Here is a 17,140-nt window from a genome sequence, read left to right as displayed (position 1 = left end):
GCTCGCACGGACCGAGCGGAATCGTTTCCTCCGAACCCTATCCCGCTGCCCAGGCCACCGGTCCTCCGCTTCTTTCGCGGCCGTGGCCGACGAAGGCCCTCGGCGCGTGGTGCCCGGACGAATGCATCCAGGTCGCCGGATTCCGCACATGTGGGCAGGCATGTCGGCGTGCTCCTGGACGAGGCCGCCCGCCCTTGCTCAACCACCATCAAGGAAGCCGTCGCCGGTGGATGAGTACTGACCGGCCGTTCCTCCGATGCGGGATCAGTCCTTGCGTCCCGTAGCGGCGACGGTGACACCGAGGCCGATCATCGTGAGCCCGCCGATTCCTCCGACCAGAGAGAGCCGCTGGGGCGAGCGGGCGAACCAGTCCCGTCCTGTTGCCGCGATCAGTCCCCACACGCTGTCGCAGGCCAGTGCGATGATGTTGAAGACCAGCCCGAGCAGCAGCATCTGAACCACGACGTGTCCCTGGGCGCGGTCGACGAACTGCGGCAGCACTGCGGCGAAGAACACCATGGTCTTCGGGTTGGCCACACCGACCGCGAACCCCTCCCACAGCGTGCGGAGGCCGCCCCGCATGGGCTTGTCGGCGGTGAACGCGGCCTGCAACGAGCCACGTTGCCGCCACGCCTTGACGCCGAGATGGACCAAGTAGGCGGCACCGGCCAGTTTCAGGACCGTGAAGACCAGGACCGAGCGTTCCACGATGGTCCCGACCCCGAGAGCCACCGCCACGATGAGCACGTAGGCACCCACCGTGTTGCCCACGACTGTGGTCAGTGCAGCGCGGCGTCCCTGAGCCAGCGCCCGCCCGATCACGAAGAGCACGCTTGGCCCGGGGACCACGATCAGCAGGAACGACATGGCTGCGAAAGCGAGACAGCGGTCAGCAGACACCATGAAGCCAATGGAAGCACGGGCCGGGTCCGCCCCACAGCCCCATTTCTGCGCAGAGACCCGGAGCACCGGTCCGGGGCCAAGTCCACAGCACCGTAGGCTCATCACGCAGCTGCGCGTGAGTGGGTTCTTGCTGTCGCAGGTGTTTCCGCGGCAGTCTGGTGCCGCACCGGCGCATGGTGGCCTCTGTTCCGCAGGAAACCAGTCGTGAAGGGCCGTGGGGGCCGACACGATACGGCCATGACTACTGATCTCTTGCTCGGCCGAGCCCGGGAGCTGTGGATCGAGCTGGCGGGGGCGCCGGCGGAGTTCCCTCCCTCAGGAGGAATGAGTGTTGCGGTTTCCCCCGGCTCGGCGATGTGCCCGCCGTTGTGGACGGGGGCCGTGGTCCTCGGCGACGCCGGCATGGTCACCGCGCCGAGTGCCCAGGTCGCCGAACTGGTTGAGGGTGCCGTGCGGAAGTTGTCCCCCGAGGGGCTCGTCGATGTGGAGCGCTTGCGCGAGTTGCTGCCCGTCCTCGATGTACTCGGGCCGGCTTCTCTCTTCTACCTCGACCGGGACGGCTTCCTTCCTGTGCGGGGAGATGCCGCTGTCGAGGAGGTGACGGGCGTCGACGACGAACTGGCGACGTTTCTGACCTGCGCTGGTGAAGAGGACGTCGGCGAGAGTGGCATGGAGGACATCACTTCTCCTGCCTTCGTCCTCCGGGACGGCGGAGAGGTGGTTGCCACCGCTGGATACCGAGTTTGGCCGCAGGCGGTGGCTCACCTGAGTGTGCTCGTTGCGCCGGTCTGTCGGGGCCGTAGGCTGGCGCGAGTTGTGGCATCTGCCGCTGTGACTCATGCGCTGGCCGCCGGGTTGCTTCCGCAGTGGAGAGCACGGTCGAATCCGTCAAAGCGTGTGGCTCTTGCGTTGGGCTTCCGGGAGTTGGGTGTCCAGCTCAGTATTCGTGTAGGGGAGGGCGACGAGCGACGAGGGCGAGCGAGGCGCGGGTGAGCGCCCGCACGCGCCTTTCGTGCTGCTCGGCCGCGCTCGAAGACGCTCTGTTCCGGCTCCGTGCGCCGCACCGCGACGCACGAGCCTGGAGTCGCACCGCGGCGCAGGAGCTTGCCGGAGCCTGATCGGCGGCGTCGGCATTGGTTCCGTTTCGCGGCCGGGGTTGCCCGGCCGAGGGAGGGCCGGCCTCGGCCGGGAAGGCCACGGTGGTCGCCGACCGCAAGCACCCGTCGGCCCTCCTGTGGTCCTCCCCTTCGACAGTGCCCCGCACGGAGAGTGACGAACTGGCCGTCGTCCGGTACCCGGAAAGGCACCGGAATCCATCGCATTCCAAATCAACTCGGCCTGGGTTCCGCGTTTCTGCTGACTCCGGCACGCCCCGGGCCAGAAGGGGCGCCCGGCGCGGCTTGGCTCCGAATGTCACAGAAACGATAAAATCCGCACTATGAACGCACGGCTGGCCTTGCTCAGCACGGTGGCTCCCGGTGTCACGGAAAGTGAAGTATTCCGGCTGGCACTCCAGCACGCCATGGGCGAGCTGGGCGCGCTCGGCGGAACGGTTCATCTTCGTGGTCCGATGTCCGCGCTGCGCCTGGTGTCGACGGTAGGTCTTCCTCCCGGCCTCACCCGCTCCTGGGAGATCATCGACCAGGAGGCCCCGCTGCCTCACACCCGCGTCCTGCGGCAGGGCACGGGCGTATGGGTGCCGTCGAAGACCACCGGGCCCGCCGCGCAGGCCGGGCAGGCCGGTCCCGCGGGGTCTCGGGCCGCGACGGCCGATGTCGCATGGCCCGGTACCGGCCTGGCCGCAGTGCCGTTGTCCGGCGGGGGCCGCAGCATCGGCGTGCTCGCGGTACTGACGGGCGACCGGGGCGAACCCACACCGAAGCAGTGGGACTTCCTGCGGGACCTGGTCGCCTGGACCGAGGAACGCATCGGCCAGGCACCGCCACCGTCCGGTCCCCACCGAACCGAACACCATGGTGAGCGCCTCAGGCAGGAGGCCCTGAGGGAGATCAGGGTCGGATCGTGGGACTGGAACATCCAAACCGACGAGCTGAGCATGGACGAGGCGGCCCTGGAGCTCTACATCGCCACACCCGCCGATTTCACCGGCAGGATGGAGGACTGGATGCGGGCCATCCATGCCGACGACCTGGCACCCGCGCTGGCGGCTGCGGAGCGTGCGATCCGCGACCATTCCGTGTTCGAGGCCGAGTACCGGGTGCGGCGCGCGGACGGCACGTACCGCTGGGCACAGACCCGGGGCAGAGTGGCCTACGACGAGAAGGGCGATCCCCTCCGCATGACCGGCGTGGGATGGGAGAGCCGTGAGCATCCCGCCCATGACGCACTCGGCCGGGCCCTGCGCCACATGAGCGACGGTTTCCTGGCGGTGGACGACGAATGGCGGATCACCTTCGCCAACCTGGAGGCGGAACGCGCGCTGGGCTGCTCCGAGGAGGAACTGCTCGGGCGTCTGTTGTGGGAGCCGCCCGCCATGCGGCAGGTTCCGGACCTGGAGACCCGCTGCCGGCAGGCCGCGGCCGAGGAGAAGCCCTCCGGTTTCGATGTGCGCATGCCGGACAGCGGACGGAGCTACCACCTGCGGCTGGTACCCGGGTCCGACGGCCGAACCGTCTACTTCGCGGACGTCACCGAGCAGCGGCGCATGCAGGAGGAGCGGAAGGAGTCCGAGCGCGCCGCGGCCGAGCGAGCGGCCCACATCACGGAACTGACCACGGCGCTCGCCAAGGCGACGACCTCGCAGGACGTGGTGGACGCCGTCGCCTGGCGGGTGCTCCCGCCGTTCTCGGCCACCGGACTCCTGGTGCAGGCCGTCGAGGACGACCGGCTTCGCAATGTCGGAGCGTTCGGTTACCCGGACGACTTCCTCGCAGCCATCGACGGCCACCCCCGGGCGCCGGACGAGCCACCCTGGAGCACGATCCTGTCCGGGACGCCCCTGTTCGTGTCGACGAGGCGCGAGCTCGCCGCGTACGGGCCCGAACTCGCCCACCTGAGCGAGCTGTCCACCAAACAGGCATGGGCGTTCCTGCCGCTGACCGCGTCCGGCCGTACGTTCGGGGTGTGCGTCCTTGCCTTCGACCGCCCGCGCCGCCTCACCTCCGAGGAACGCATCCTGCTGACCACGATCAGCGCCCTTGTCTCACAGGCCCTGGAGCGGGCCCGGCTCTACGACGCCGAGCACACCCGGTCCCGCGAACTCCAGCGCAGCCTGCTGCCCCGGGACCTGCCGACGCTGCCGGAGTGCACGGCCGCCGCACGTTATCTCCCTGCCGGACAGGGCATGGACGTGGGAGGCGACTGGTACGACATCATCCCGCTCTCCGGCGGTCAGGTCGCCCTGGTCGTCGGCGACGTCATGGGCCACGGCCTGCCCGAGGCGGCCACGATGGGCCGTCTGCGTACCGCCGTCCACACCCTGGCCGACCTCGAACTGCCCCCGGACGAGATCATGGGACACCTCAACCACATCGTCGGCGGCATGGGCGAGGAGTCGTACGTCACCTGCCTGTACGCGCTCTACGACTCCACCACACAGGTCTGCTCCATTGCCCGCGCGGGGCACCCACCGCCTGCAATGGTCCACCCCGACGGCTCGGTGCACTTTCCGCAGCTGTCCGCCGACCCCCCGCTGGGCGCCGCGGAGCCACCCTTCGAGACGGTCGAGGTGAGGGTGCCCGAAGGAAGCCTGCTCGTGCTCTACACCGACGGGCTGGTCGAGTCGGCGAACCGGGAGATCGACCAGGGCATGACCAGGCTGGCCCAACTCCTGGGCACGGCCCACGAGAAGGGCACCGACGCGGACCTGGAGCGCCTGTGTGACACCGTGACGGCCGGCCTGCTCCCGGCCGAGCACCGGACGACCGACGACGCGGCGCTCCTCATCGCCCGTCTGCATGCCCTGGCAGGCGACAGCATGGCCTCCTGGCAGCTCCCCGAGGGGCCGAAGGCAGCAGGACTGGCCCGCCGACACGTCCGTGAGCAGCTCTCCGCCTGGGGCCTCGACAACCTGACACCCACCACGGAACTCCTGGCCAGCGAGATGGTCGGCAACGTCGTGCGCCACGCCAAGGGACCGGTCCGTCTCCGCCTGCTCCGTGCCGCCGAACTGATCTGCGAGGTCTTCGACGGCAGCCTGACGATGCCTCGCATTCGCCGGGCCAAGGAAACCGACGAGGGAGGCCGCGGTCTTCAGTTGGTGAATGCGCTCTCCCAGCGGTGGGGCGCGCGGTACACGCGGACCGGGAAGTGCATCTGGGCCGAACAGGCCCTGCGCGGCCCGGACGGTCAGCGGCACGGGGCGAACGATGCGCTGGGCCTGGCGTTCCTGAACGCCGAGGGGATCGAGGAAGATCTGGAAGGTCTGGCCTACGAGATCCAGGAGCGCCAGGAGCGCGACGAGGGCGTGGAAGGTCAGGGCGGGGACGGCCGTTAGCCTCGCCTCATCGGTTGTTGCGAGTGGACGTCAGGAGACCGGGCGGGGGTGGTGCGGCTAGGCGGGCGGCGACGTGCCATACGCCTTACGTCCCGGCGGCTCCGTCGACACGCTCTCGGATCAGATCGGCATGGCCGTTGTGACGCGCGTATTCCTCGATCATGTGAACCATGATCCAGCGCAGGGAGACTCCCTCATCGCCTACATGGCCGGCCTCCTGCTCGGACAGGTGACCGGAGTCGTCCAGCGACGCGGTGGCGATGAGCTCGCGACCGCGAGCAATTTCTGTCTGCCAGGCAGTCATCGCCTCTTCGAGCCCTCGGCCGGGATGAAGGGCAAAGCCGTCGCCATTGTCTTCCCCGAACACCGGAGGCAGGGCCTGGCCCGCAAACACACGCTGGAACCAGTTGCGTTCCACCTCGGCCAGGTGCTGGACGAGGCCCAGCAACGTCATCGGCGACGGCGGCGCCGATGCCAGCCGTAGTTGCTCGTCTTCGAGGCCCGAACACTTGAGGGCGAGAGTCGCGCGGTGAAAGTCCAGCCATGTTTCCAGCATGGCCCGTTCATCAGCATGCGCAGGCGGGATCGGACGTCCATCCGGTGTCATCTTCATGACCGTACCTTCCCAGACGCCGCCCTATCACTACGGCAGCCTTCGCCGACGACGAAAACGTAGCCCTGCGCCCCCAGGAAGTGTGCACTCCGGACTGAGCCATTGACGACATCCGAGACCGAGACCCCAACTCCTCGGAGACCTCGATCCGACTCCGGCTCCGCTCGCGATCCCCGACCGGCTAGTCGACCGAACCGGTAGCCGACGGTGGTACCTCGACGACGAAGAACAGGAAGTCGGGCTTGGCCGAAAGATCACGGACGATGACGGCTGGCAGCGGCGCCGTCTGCCGGCCGGCTAGAACAGGCCGCTGACCCTGTGCTGCGTGACGTTCTCGAGGATCTCGCGGAGCCACGGGCTGCGGACGGCCGGCAGCCGGACCAGGGCGTGCTGAAACGCTCTTTGGTCGGCTCGGAAGGGGTGAGGGGGGCGTGACGGGAGCGGGTCGTCGTGGAGAACGTCGTCGAGCAGAGGGCCCGACGTGGGAACCGGCGGACGCGGCTGAGGGAAGGCCAGCCACAGCCACATCCCGAACGGCAGAGGTACCGGGTATGCCGACGCGGCCGGGCCGACAGGGGCCCAGGTCCGACCCGTCTGCGGATGGACCGGTACGAGGAGAATGTCGGCGTCCGCGTCGGGGGCGGGCAGTTCTGGTCCGGCCAGGACGGCGCGCCGCTCCTGCGGACCTGCGGGCAGCAGGGTGTCGAGGGCGCGTTGGAACACTTCCTCGGTCAGGCCGTTCGGGACGGTCACCTGCTGTCCCCCGGAAGCCGCCAGCAGGTGGGCGAGCGCCCGGCCTGCTCCCGCCTCCCATTGCGGGCTCCACGACCAGTTGTGGTTCGATCCAAGCCGCGACCCCCACGAGACAACCGGCTCGAACGGGGGTGTGCTCGCTTCCTCCTCCACCAGTTCCTGCCAGGAGAGCGGTCCGGCGTCGGCGCCGTCGACGAGGAGGCGGTGCACGGAGTCCGGGGCGAGCCACATCGCCTGCCAGAGCGAGCAGTCGTCGATCCTGGTCGCCACGGGCAGGCCGCACGCCTCGCAGATTGTGTTGGGGCCGTCGGCCCCGTCCAGGCCGCAGCAGGCGCCGCCGCGCTCCTCGGGGATCAGGCGGGTGCCGCGGATGTCTCCGGGGGCGATGACGATCGCGCCGGGCACACCGTCGGACAGCGCGTGGACCGGTGCGTAGACACCGCGGGCGGCTGCCTCGTCCGGATCGATCTCCTCCCACTTGCGCCACGGTGGCCCCGAGGGCTCCGGGTTCACGGCGAAGGTCCCCGACTCCATGAGCACCGGGAGCTGGACCCCGTTCCCGTACTTCTGATGGGCGTGGGCCGGAAGGGAGACCTGGGACAACGGGGCGGTCAACTCGGCGCCGCACCCTGCACACACGAAAACGAACAAAGGCCCTCCGATCGGGAAACAGAGGCATCGTCGCAGCTCAGTGGCGGCCGGCCAACGTGATTTCGTTACGACGCGGCGCCGGTGTGCTCAGCGAGCCGGGCCGGACGTGCCGCTCTTCTCGCTCCGGCATAGGAGCCGCGTAGTCCCGCGCAAGGAATTCGTTGTCCGCTGAGGGGCCGTGGGGTTCTCCGTCGTGAACTTCCCGGAGGTGAAGGAGGATGACATGGGCAGTCCGGACAGCTCCGGGATCGCGCTGAGTGTCGAGCGGGGGCAGGCCACCGACGAGGAACTTGCCGCGCTCACCGTGGTGTTGCTCGCGCTGCAGGGCCGACGGGAGGAACCGCCGGAGAGACAGACCGTCGCCGGGTCGCGGTGGTGGCGGCACGCGAACCGGTACAACGCCCCGCTCAGCTGGCAGTGAGGGAATCGCCATGACGACGACGATCGATCCCTCCGCGAATGCTGCGGGTACCGCGAATGTTGTGAGTGCCGGGCGTGCTGCGAACACCGCGGGTGCCGCCGCGCCCGCCCAGGCTGATGTCCGGGGGCGCGTCATGGAACTGCACGCCCTGCGTGAGCTGGCCCGCAGCGGGCCGAGCGAGAGAGCCACCGCGGCCCAGCACGCCAAGGGCAAGCTGACCGCGCACGAGCGCCTGGCGCTCCTCTTCGACGAGGGCACCTTCTGTGAGGTCGAGCAGTTGCGGCGGCACCGTGCCACCGGCTTCGGCCTGGAGGACAAGAGGCCGTATACCGACGGGGTCGTCACCGGCTGGGGGCTCGTGGACGGGCGGACCGTCTTCGCCTTCGCGCACGACTTCCGGATCTTCGGCGGTGCGCTGGGCGAGGCCCATGCCACGAAGATCCACAAGATCATGGACATGGCCATCTCGGCCGGTGCCCCGCTGGTGTCGCTGAACGACGGCGCGGGTGCCCGTATCCAGGAGGGCGTGTCCGCGCTCGCGGGGTACGGCGGGATCTTCCAGCGCAACACGCGGGCCTCGGGTGTGATTCCGCAGATCAGTGTGATGCTCGGCCCGTGCGCGGGCGGTGCGGCCTACAGCCCGGCGCTGACCGACTTCGTGTTCATGGTCCGTGAGACCTCGCAGATGTTCATCACCGGACCGGACGTGGTCAAGGCGGTGACCGGCGAGGAGATCACCCAGAACGGGCTCGGCGGCGCCGATGTGCACGCGGAGACCTCGGGCGTCGCGCACTTCGCGTACGACGACGAGGAGACCTGCATCGCCGAGGTCCGCTACCTGATCGGCATGCTGCCCTCCAACAACCGGCAGGACCCGCCCGTCCAGCCCACGCAGGACCCCGCGGACCGGCGCAACGACGCTCTTCTCGACCTCGTCCCCCTGGACGGCAACCGCCCGTACGACATGCGCCAGGTCATCGAGGAGCTCGTCGACGACGGCGACCACCTGGAGGTCCACGAGCGCTGGGCCCGCAACATCGTCTGTGCCCTGGCACGGATGGACGGCCAGGTCGTCGGCATCGTCGCCAACCAGCCCCGGTCGCTGGCCGGGGTGCTGGACATCGGGGCGTCCGAGAAAGCGGCCCGGTTCGTGCAGATGTGCGACGCCTTCAACATTCCCCTCATCACGCTCCTGGACGTGCCCGGCTTCCTGCCCGGCGTCGACCAGGAGCACGGCGGGATCATCCGGCACGGCGCGAAGCTGCTCTACGCGTACTGCAACGCGACCGTGCCACGGATCTCCCTCATCCTGCGCAAGGCGTACGGCGGTGCCTACATCGTCATGGACTCCCAGTCGATCGGCGCGGACCTGACGTTCGCCTGGCCCACCAACGAGATCGCGGTGATGGGCGCCGAAGGTGCCGCGAACGTCATCTTCCGTCGGCAGATCGCCGACGCCGAGGACCCGGAAGCCATGCGGAAGCGCATGGTCGAGGAGTACAAGGCCGAACTCATGCACCCGTACTACGCGGCCGAGCGCGGCCTCGTGGACCACGTCATCGACCCGGCCGAAACCCGGGAGGTTCTCGTCAAGTCCCTGGCGATGCTCCGCAACAAGCACGCCGACCTGCCGTCCCGCAAACACGGAAACCCCCCGCAGTAGACGACGGCGCCGGGGCGCGGCTCGCGAGATCCTGCCGCGCCTTCGCCGGCCGCTTTTCCGCCCGTGGCGAAGCTGATCGGAACCATGCGGATGTGACCGCATATGACAGGTAACCGGTCCGGAGTGATACGCCCGTGCCCGGCCCCGGAAACCAGCCACCGAGAGTTCGCCGCCGATCACCCGTATCGAACTCCTGGACGGGTAATGTGACCCCGGAATGCCTCGGGGTGGGGGGAAACGGAGGCCCGGTGGGGGAACGGTTCGTATTCAAAATCCTTGGCCCACTCATGGTGACGTCGGGTGAGCGAAAGGTGGTCATCGGCGGGGCGCGTCAACGGACCACGCTCGCTCTGCTGTTGCTCAATCCCGGCCGGACCGTGCCGGTGGACACACTGGTGCACGAGGTGTGGAACGGGAACCCGCCCGCCACCGCCCGTACCCAGATCGCCATCGTCATCGCCGCGCTCCGCAAGACGTTCAAGGCGCAGGGCGCGACCGACGACACCATCGTGACCGCACATCCGGGATACCTTCTCGACGCCGAGAGCCACTACATCGACTCGGTGGAGTTCACCGACCTCGTCGCCCAGGCGGAGACCGCGACGCGCGAGCATCGCCTGGAGGACGCGGCGAGCGGCTACCGGCGCGCCCTCGACCTGTGGCGCGGGCCCGCGCTCGCGGGAGTGTCCGGGCTGCTCGTCGAGGAGGAGGCCAACCGCCTCGGCGAGTACCGGCTCAACGCGTACGACGACGCCACAGCCGTCCAGCTGGCGTTGGGGCGCCACTACGAGCTGCTGCCCGAACTCGGCGGCGTCGTACAGGAGAACCCGCTGCGAGAGCGGACCCGGTACCACCAGATGCTCGCCCAGTACCGGGCGGGCCGGCGCGCCGAGGCCATGGAGTCCTACCGGGAGGCGCGCGAGCAGTTCATCGAGGAGCTCGGGCTCGAACCGGGCCCGGACCTCCAGGAACTGCACGATCTGATCCTGCGCGACGACCCGTCGTTGAGCCCGGCCGACGGACCGCACTCCATCGCGGCCGAGGCAGCGGCACCCGAGGTCGTCGTTGTCCCCTCCGAACTGCCGCCCGACGTACCGGGTTTCACCGGCCGCGAGGCCGAACTCGCGGCCCTGGACGCGCTGATGATCAAGTCCGGCGGAGCGCTCCAGACGCCCACCGTCGGCCTGATCACCGGTGTTGCCGGGGTCGGCAAGTCCGGCCTCGCCCTGCGCTGGGCGCACCGGGCCGCGGACGACTACCCGGACGGGCGGCTCTTCGCGGACCTGCGCGGTTACGACGAGCAGCACGAGCCCGCGTCCGTCGCCGATGTCCTCGGCCGCTTCCTGCGCTCGCTCGGCGTGCCGGGGCAGCAGATCCCGGAGGCCCTGGAGGAGCGGATCGCGCTCTACCGCAGCCTGCTCACCGAACGCCGCGCACTGATCGTCCTGGACAATGTGCGTACTCATGCCCAGGTCGCCCCGCTGTTGCCGGGCAGTGGCGCCAGCTGCGTGGTCGTCACCAGCCGCGACCAGCTGGAGCAATTGGTGACCTGGCCGCAAGAGGCCCGCGTCCACCTGGGCGTCCTGCCGCCCGACGCGGCCGTCGAACTCGTCGCCAAGATCGCCGGTGAGGAGCGGATCGCCGCCCGCACGGACGCGACCCGCCTGGTCGAGCTCTGCGACCGGCTGCCGCTCGCCCTGCGCATCGCGGCCGCGCGCCTCGCGTCCAAACCGCACTGGTCGGTACGGCACATGGTGGCGAGACTCAGTGACGAGCGGCGCAGGCTCGACGAGCTGAGCCAGGGAGGGTCCCGGGTACGGGCCGGGTTCGAGCTCAGCTACCGCTACCTCTCCACCGACGCGGCCCGTCTCTACCGGCGCCTCGGCCTCGCCGACGTACCGGACTTCACGTCCTGGGTGGCCGCCGCCCTGCTCGACGTGGACGTGATAGACGCGGAACTGCTCCTGGAGGACCTGGTGGACACCCAGTTCCTGGAGGTCGTGGGCGTCGACGCGACCGGCCGGCTGCGCTACCGCTTCCAGACCCTGCTGCGTCTGTACGCGAGGGAGCGCGCCCGGGACGAGGAGCCGGAGGAGGCCTGGCAGGGCGCCTGCCGCCGGGTCTTCCGTACCGCCCTGGCCATTGCCCGCGAGGCCCATCGCCGGGAGAGCGGCGGGGAGTTCGGCGTCGTGCACAGTGGCACCGAACTGGGCACCATCGACACGGACCTGCTGGCGGAGCTGCTCGCGGACCCGCTGGCCTGGTTCGAGGCGGAGCGGCTCTGCCTGGTGGGCATGGTCGAGCAGGCGGCTCGGATGGGCATGGCCGATCTCGCCTGGGATCTCACGGGCTCCGCATCCGTGCTCTTCGAGACGCGCAGCTACGTGGAGAACTGGCACAGCTGCGCCGTGCACGCCCTGGACGCGGCCCGGGCCGCCGACGACCGCCTGGGCCAGGCGGTCATGCTGCACCACATCGGTGCCGCCGCGCTGATGCGGCAGAGCATGGACGAGGCGAAGGCACGCTCCGAGGAGGCGCTGGAGCTGTACGGCGACATGGACGAGCGGTTGGGCCGGGCCCTGGTCCTGCGGAACCTCGCGGTCGTCCACCGCCTCCAGGGCGACCCCGACGCGGCGGCCGGCCGCCTGCGCGGGGCCCTGCCCATCTTCCGCGAGGCCGGTGACCTGTCGTCGGAGTCGTCCGTCCTCCAGAACATGGCCCAGCTGGAGCTGGACCGGGGCAACTACGAGGCCAGCCTCGGGCACGCCCGGGACGCGGTGCGGGTCGCGGAGTCCATGGAGCCCGGCGCCTCGCGCAGCCTCGCCCAGTGCCTGTACCGGCTGGGCAGCGCACAGCTCCTGTCCGGGCGGGCGGAGGAGGCCGAGGAGTCGTACCTGCGCGTGGAGGAGCTGTCCCGGGCGAAGGCCGACACCCACGGCCTCGCGCACGCCCTGTACGGACTCGGCCAGGCCCGCGTGGCGCTCGGCGCGCTCGAATCCGCCGAGACCGCGTACGTCCAGGGGCGCAGGGTCGCCCGCGGGCTCGGCAGCCCCGTGGTCGAGGGGTCGATCCGGCTGAAGCTCGGCGTACTCCTGCGGGAGCTGGGCAGGGAGGAGGAGGCGCGGGCCGAACTCCTGGGCGCCAAGGAGCTGTTCACCCGCAGGGGGGCCACGCACTGGCAGGAGGAGGTCGCCCGGGAGCTCAGCGGCTCCCCGGAGGTGGGGCTCGGCGAGTAGAAGGGAGCCGAGCGGGGCGGCGGGCGGGCCCCGCTTAATCCGGCGATATCACGCCGATAAGGCGTATGCCTAGCTTCGTCACAGAGATTCAGTTTCCCGAGAGCTGTGGAGTCTGTGATGCCGCCTACCCCCGGGGTGCCGTCGTTCGCCGTGATCCCCGGCGCGCACGTGCACCGAGTCCTCGACGGCCGGCACGAGGAAGTGGTCCGGCTGATCGAGTCGGCCTACCGCGTGCACGGCGGTGGTGACACGGTCAACCCGCCGTCCTATTTCCTGCGCTTCCCCGACCGCCCCACCTCACGCATCATCGCCCTGCCCGCCTCCCTCGGCGGAGACGCACCCGTCGACGGCATCAAATGGATCTCCAGCTTCCCCGAGAACGTGGCGGCCGGGATACCCAGGGCCTCCGCCGTGCTCGTCCTCAACGATCCGGCGACCGGCTACCCGCTGGCCTGTCTGGAGAGTTCCATCATCAGCGCCGCCCGCACCGCCGCCTCGGCGGCGCTCGCCGCGGACAGGCTCACCGAAGGGCGTGACCGGCCACGCCGGATCGGCTTCTTCGGTACCGGTCTGATCGCCCGGTTCATCCACCAGTACCTCGTGGGCACCGGCTGGAGCTTCGAGAAGACCGGGGTGTACGACCTGTCGGACGAACACGCCCGGGGTTTCGCCGAACACCTGGAGCGCGAGGGCGACAACGGTACGGTCACCCTGCACACCGGCCCCGAACAGCTGATCCGCTCCAGCGACGTCATCGTCTTCGCCACCGTCGCAGCGGCCCCGCACGTCACCGACCCCGGATGGTTCACCCACAATCCGCTGGTCCTGCACGTGTCGTTGCGCGACCTGTCGCCCCAGGTGATCCTCGCGGCCACCAACGTCGTCGACGACATCGACCACTGCCTCAAGGCGGAAACCTCCCCGCACCTGGCCGAACAGCTCTGCGGAAACCGGGAGTTCATCGACGGCACCCTGTACGACGTGCTCACCGGCGACCTGAAGATTCCCGGCGACCGGCCCGTTGTCTTCTCGCCCTTCGGGCTCGGCGTCCTGGACCTCGCGGTCGGCAGACACATCTACGACACCCTGCACGCCGACGGCGAACTCGCCGTCGTGGACGGCTTCTTCCACGAGATGCGCCGATACGGCTGAGATGAGACGACCGTGACCACTCTGCTCGACAGCCCGCCCCGGCCCGCAGGGCCCGGCCAGGCCCCCATCACCGTACGTGTGGAGGAGACCGCCCTCGCCCCGCACGAACCGCTCGCCCTGTACGCCGCACTGCGCGAGCAGTCGGCGCACGACGTCTTCCTGCTGGAGAGCCGCGAGGGCCCCGGACAGTCCCCCGGAGCCACCGTCGTCGGCCACGGACTGCTCGCCGAGATCCGGCTGTTCGGCGACCGGATCTTTGTCGACGGCGTTGACCCACTCGTCGCCGCGGCCCTCACGGCCGCCGACGGACTCGGCCTCACCCCCAGACCCGGCAATGAACGCGGTCTCCTCCACGGCGACCAGGTCTGGCAGCTGCTGCGCGCGGTCCAGGACCTTTTCACCGTGGAGACGGACCGACCCCGGGACAGCTACGCCTTCGGATTCCTCGCCACCTTCGGCTACGGCTCCGCCTGGCACATGGAGACGCTGCCCGACCGGGGCGACCGCGACGACGGCGAACCCGACATCGTGCTCGGCCTGTTCCGCGAGACCGTCTGGTACGGCCCGGAACCGGGCGCCGTGCGCAGGCTCACCGCGCGCAGCGACGCCTTCCCCGGCCCGGTGCCCTTCGATCTGACCGAGGAGACCGTCGCGGCGGTCGCCGCCGCCGGCCGGGTCCCCGAAGTCCTGCCCGAGGCGCCCCGGCCGCACTCCGTACGGGACACCTGCGACGAGCGGACATTCCTTGCGCGGGCCCGGCGCTGCCTGGAGCACATCGGCGTCGGCGACATCTACCAGATCCAGATCGGCCACCGCATCGACGTCGAATCGTCCCTCGAACCCTTCGAGGTCTACCGGCGGCTGCGCGGCCGCAACCCGTCCCCGTACATGTACCTCGTCCCGCGCGACGGGCGTACCGTCATCGGAGCCAGCCCCGAAGTGCTCTTCCGCACCGAGGGCGGCAAGGTCGTCATGCGGCCCATCGCCGGGACGGCACCGCGCACCGGCGACCCCGCGGTGGACGAGCCCCGGGTCGCCCGGCTCGTCGCCGACGAGAAGGAGCGGGCCGAGCACGTCATGCTCGTCGACCTGTGCCGCAACGACATCGGCCGGGTCTGCCTGCCCGGCACGCTGGAGGCACGGGAGCTGATGACGGTCGAGACGTACTCGCACGTCTTCCATCTCGTCTCCACCGTCGAGGGCACCCTCGCCCCCGAGGACGACACCTGGTCCGTGCTGCGCGCGACCTTCCCGGCGGGCACCGTCACCGGCGCACCCAAGATCCGCGCCATGGAGATCATCGAGGAGCTGGAGAGCGAGCCGCGCGGCATGTACGCGGGCGCCGTCGGCCTCGTCGACCTGCGCGGCTGGAGCCAACTCGCCCTGTGCATCCGCACGATCGTGCACAACGGCCGCAGCGGCACCTACTCCACCCAGAGCTGCGCGGGCATCGTCGCCGACTCGTCCCCCGGGGCCGAGTGGCGGGAGACCCTGCACAAGATGGGCGCGGCCTACTGGGCGCTGACCGGTGAGGAGCTGCTGCCGTGAAGGTCCTGCTCGTCGACGCGTACGACAGCTTCACCCACATCATCGACCAGTACCTGCGCACCCTGGGCGCCGACACCGAAGTCGTGCGGTCGCACACCCGCACCCCGCAGCAGCTCGCCGGACTCCGCCCCGACGCGGTCGTCCTCGGCCCCGGGCCCGGCCACGCGGCCGACTCGGGGCACGTCGAGCTGGTGCACACCTTCGCCGGATCCGTGCCGCTGCTCGGCATCTGCCTCGGCCACCAGGCGATCTGCCTGGCGTACGGAGGCCGGGTCACGGTCGCCGAGCGGCTCAAGCACGGTAAGACCAGCCTCGTGCGCCACGACGACGCCGGGGTGTTCGAGGGGCTGGAGCCGGTGATGACGGCCACGCGCTACCACTCGCTGATCGCCGACGAACCACTGCCGCCCCCGCTGATCGCCACCGCGCACGCCCAGGACGACGGCTACGTGATGGGGTTGCGGCACCGCACGCTCGCCGTGGAGGGGGTGCAGTTCCATCCCGAGTCCATCACCACCGTCGGCGGCCTGCGGCTCCTTGACAACTTCCTGACGGCCGCCCGTCGGGCCGGTCCCGCGCGGGAGGAGACCGGCATGCGGAACTCGCGCGCCGGGTCGGTCGGGTAATGAATTTCCTTGCGTTTCCGGGGCGTACGAACCTCGTTCGGCAGGCCGTCGGTTTATTGGGGAATCGGCTTTGGATCAACTCCCTCGACGGTATGTGAGCGCCCCGGTCTCGCCCTCTCGTGTGGCTGGAATACCCCGGTCCGGATGGGGCTGAGCAGCAGGTATATCAATTTTATTGCCGGGTCGTAGGGGTGGAAGTCCTGGCGATAATGATTCGAAACCGGTCCTTCCTAATGTTCTGGATGTCGGAACGAGCCGCAGCAGTTCATATGGGGGGAAATAAATCATGAAGCTCAAGGCGATCAACGAGAAGATCCAGAAGACCGTCGTCATGACGCTCGCCGGTGCGGCGATATTCGCCACCGTGCAGACCGTCTCGGAGGCCGGCCGGGAGGACCGCGGCAGCTCCTACGCCACCGCCTCCGCCCTGCTGGACGACCCGTGGCACCCGAGCCCCGTGACTGCTGCCGCCCTGCTGGACGACCCGTGGCACCCGAGCCCCGTGACTGCTGCCGCCCTGCTGGACGACCCGTGGCACCCGAGCCCCGCGGCCGCCACCATCCCGTTGGACGATCCGTGGCACCCGGCGCTGAGCGCCTGACCCGAAGAAGGAGAAGACCAGTGAGCGCCACGACACCGGAACAGGACCGCTCCTGGCCCCCGTTGCTGGGGCAGGTGCTCGACGGCCGGGATCTGACCGCCGTCGACACCGCCTGGGTGATGGACCAGGTGATGCGGGGCCGGGCGACCGACGCGCAGATCGCCGGATTCCTGGTGGCCCTGCGGGCCAAGGGCGAGACCGTGGGCGAGCTCGAAGGGCTCGTGCACGGCATGCTGGCCCATGCCGTACACATCGACGTGCCGGGGAGGACCGTCGACGTGGTGGGCACCGGGGGCGATGGGGCACGCACGGTCAACATCTCCACGATGTCCGCGATCGTCGCGGCAGGAGCGGGGGCACGGGTCGTCAAGCACGGCAACCGTGCGGCGAGTTCGGCCTCCGGCTCCGCCGACGTCCTGGAGGCGCTGGGGGTCACCCTGCGGCTGCCGCCCGAGCGGATCGCCGCCGTGGTCGACGAGGCCGGCATCACCTTCTGCTTCGCGCCGGACTTCCATCC

12 protein-coding genes and 1 pseudogene are annotated in these 17,140 nt (G+C 69.8%); 10 read left to right on the top strand and 3 right to left on the bottom strand.

The genetic code is table 11. The annotated features are described in order from the left end of the window. Positions 1-264: 264 nt before the first annotated feature. Positions 265-903 (bottom strand): LysE family translocator, encoded by a 639-nt coding sequence (locus IE107_RS18910; protein ID WP_189544983.1) that lies wholly within the window; start codon positions 901-903, stop codon positions 265-267. Between the two features lie 237 nt (positions 904-1,140). Between IE107_RS18910 and IE107_RS18905 the strand changes: the two genes are divergently transcribed. Both IE107_RS18905 and IE107_RS18900 read left to right on the top strand, forming a co-directional pair. Continuing rightward, positions 1,141-1,896 (top strand): GNAT family N-acetyltransferase, encoded by a 756-nt coding sequence (locus IE107_RS18905; RefSeq protein WP_189544982.1) that lies wholly within the window; start codon positions 1,141-1,143, stop codon positions 1,894-1,896. Between the two features lie 445 nt (positions 1,897-2,341). After that, positions 2,342-5,359 carry a SpoIIE family protein phosphatase gene (locus tag IE107_RS18900; protein ID WP_189544981.1) on the top strand — a complete coding sequence of 1,006 codons (3,018 nt, stop codon included), beginning with the start codon at positions 2,342-2,344 and terminating at the stop codon, positions 5,357-5,359. 85 nt (positions 5,360-5,444) lie between these two features. Here IE107_RS18900 and IE107_RS18895 read toward each other — a convergent pair whose 3' ends face one another. After that, complete coding sequence (locus IE107_RS18895) at positions 5,445-5,972, bottom strand: DinB family protein (protein WP_189544980.1); 528 nt, start codon at positions 5,970-5,972, stop codon at positions 5,445-5,447. 297 nt (positions 5,973-6,269) lie between these two features. Next, positions 6,270-7,376 (bottom strand): hypothetical protein, encoded by a 1,107-nt coding sequence (locus IE107_RS18890; RefSeq protein WP_189544979.1) that lies wholly within the window; start codon positions 7,374-7,376, stop codon positions 6,270-6,272. A 223-nt stretch (positions 7,377-7,599) separates the two neighbouring features. Between IE107_RS18890 and IE107_RS18885 the strand changes: the two genes are divergently transcribed. From IE107_RS18885 to IE107_RS35045, 8 genes and pseudogenes are all read left to right on the top strand, one after another. After that, a complete protein-coding gene (locus tag IE107_RS18885; RefSeq protein WP_189544978.1) occupies positions 7,600-7,797 on the top strand; it encodes an acyl-CoA carboxylase subunit epsilon in 198 nt (65 codons plus the stop codon). A 133-nt stretch (positions 7,798-7,930) separates the two neighbouring features. Further along, positions 7,931-9,460, top strand: a complete 1,530-nt coding sequence (locus IE107_RS18880) for an acyl-CoA carboxylase subunit beta (RefSeq protein ID WP_189544977.1) — start codon at positions 7,931-7,933, stop codon at positions 9,458-9,460. 287 nt (positions 9,461-9,747) lie between these two features. Then, entirely contained in the window at positions 9,748-12,696 is a 2,949-nt protein-coding gene (locus IE107_RS18875) for an AfsR/SARP family transcriptional regulator (RefSeq protein ID WP_189544976.1), read from the top strand. 117 nt (positions 12,697-12,813) lie between these two features. Next, on the top strand, positions 12,814-13,848 hold the full coding sequence (gene sbnB, locus IE107_RS18870; RefSeq protein WP_189544975.1) for a 2,3-diaminopropionate biosynthesis protein SbnB: 1,035 nt from the start codon (positions 12,814-12,816) through the stop codon (positions 13,846-13,848). A gap of 12 nt (positions 13,849-13,860) precedes the next feature. Next, entirely contained in the window at positions 13,861-15,396 is a 1,536-nt protein-coding gene (locus IE107_RS18865; RefSeq protein ID WP_189544974.1) for an anthranilate synthase component I family protein, read from the top strand. Beyond that, entirely contained in the window at positions 15,393-16,022 is a 630-nt protein-coding gene (locus tag IE107_RS18860; RefSeq protein WP_189544973.1) for an anthranilate synthase component II, read from the top strand. Before IE107_RS18865 ends, IE107_RS18860 begins: the two co-directional genes overlap by 4 nt. A 286-nt stretch (positions 16,023-16,308) precedes the next feature. Then, positions 16,309-16,623, top strand: coding sequence for a hypothetical protein (locus IE107_RS18855; RefSeq protein WP_189544972.1), 315 nt, complete (start codon positions 16,309-16,311; stop codon positions 16,621-16,623). A gap of 20 nt (positions 16,624-16,643) precedes the next feature. Further along, a pseudogene (locus tag IE107_RS35045) lies at positions 16,644-17,140 on the top strand (anthranilate phosphoribosyltransferase); the annotation flags it as partial.

The organism is Streptomyces gelaticus (genome assembly GCF_014649535.1).
In the GTDB taxonomy this organism is placed as follows: Bacteria; Actinomycetota; Actinomycetes; order Streptomycetales; family Streptomycetaceae; genus Streptomyces; species Streptomyces gelaticus.
The sequence above is the reverse complement of the archived record's forward strand: the minus strand, read 5'-3'. Positions and strand labels throughout refer to the sequence as shown.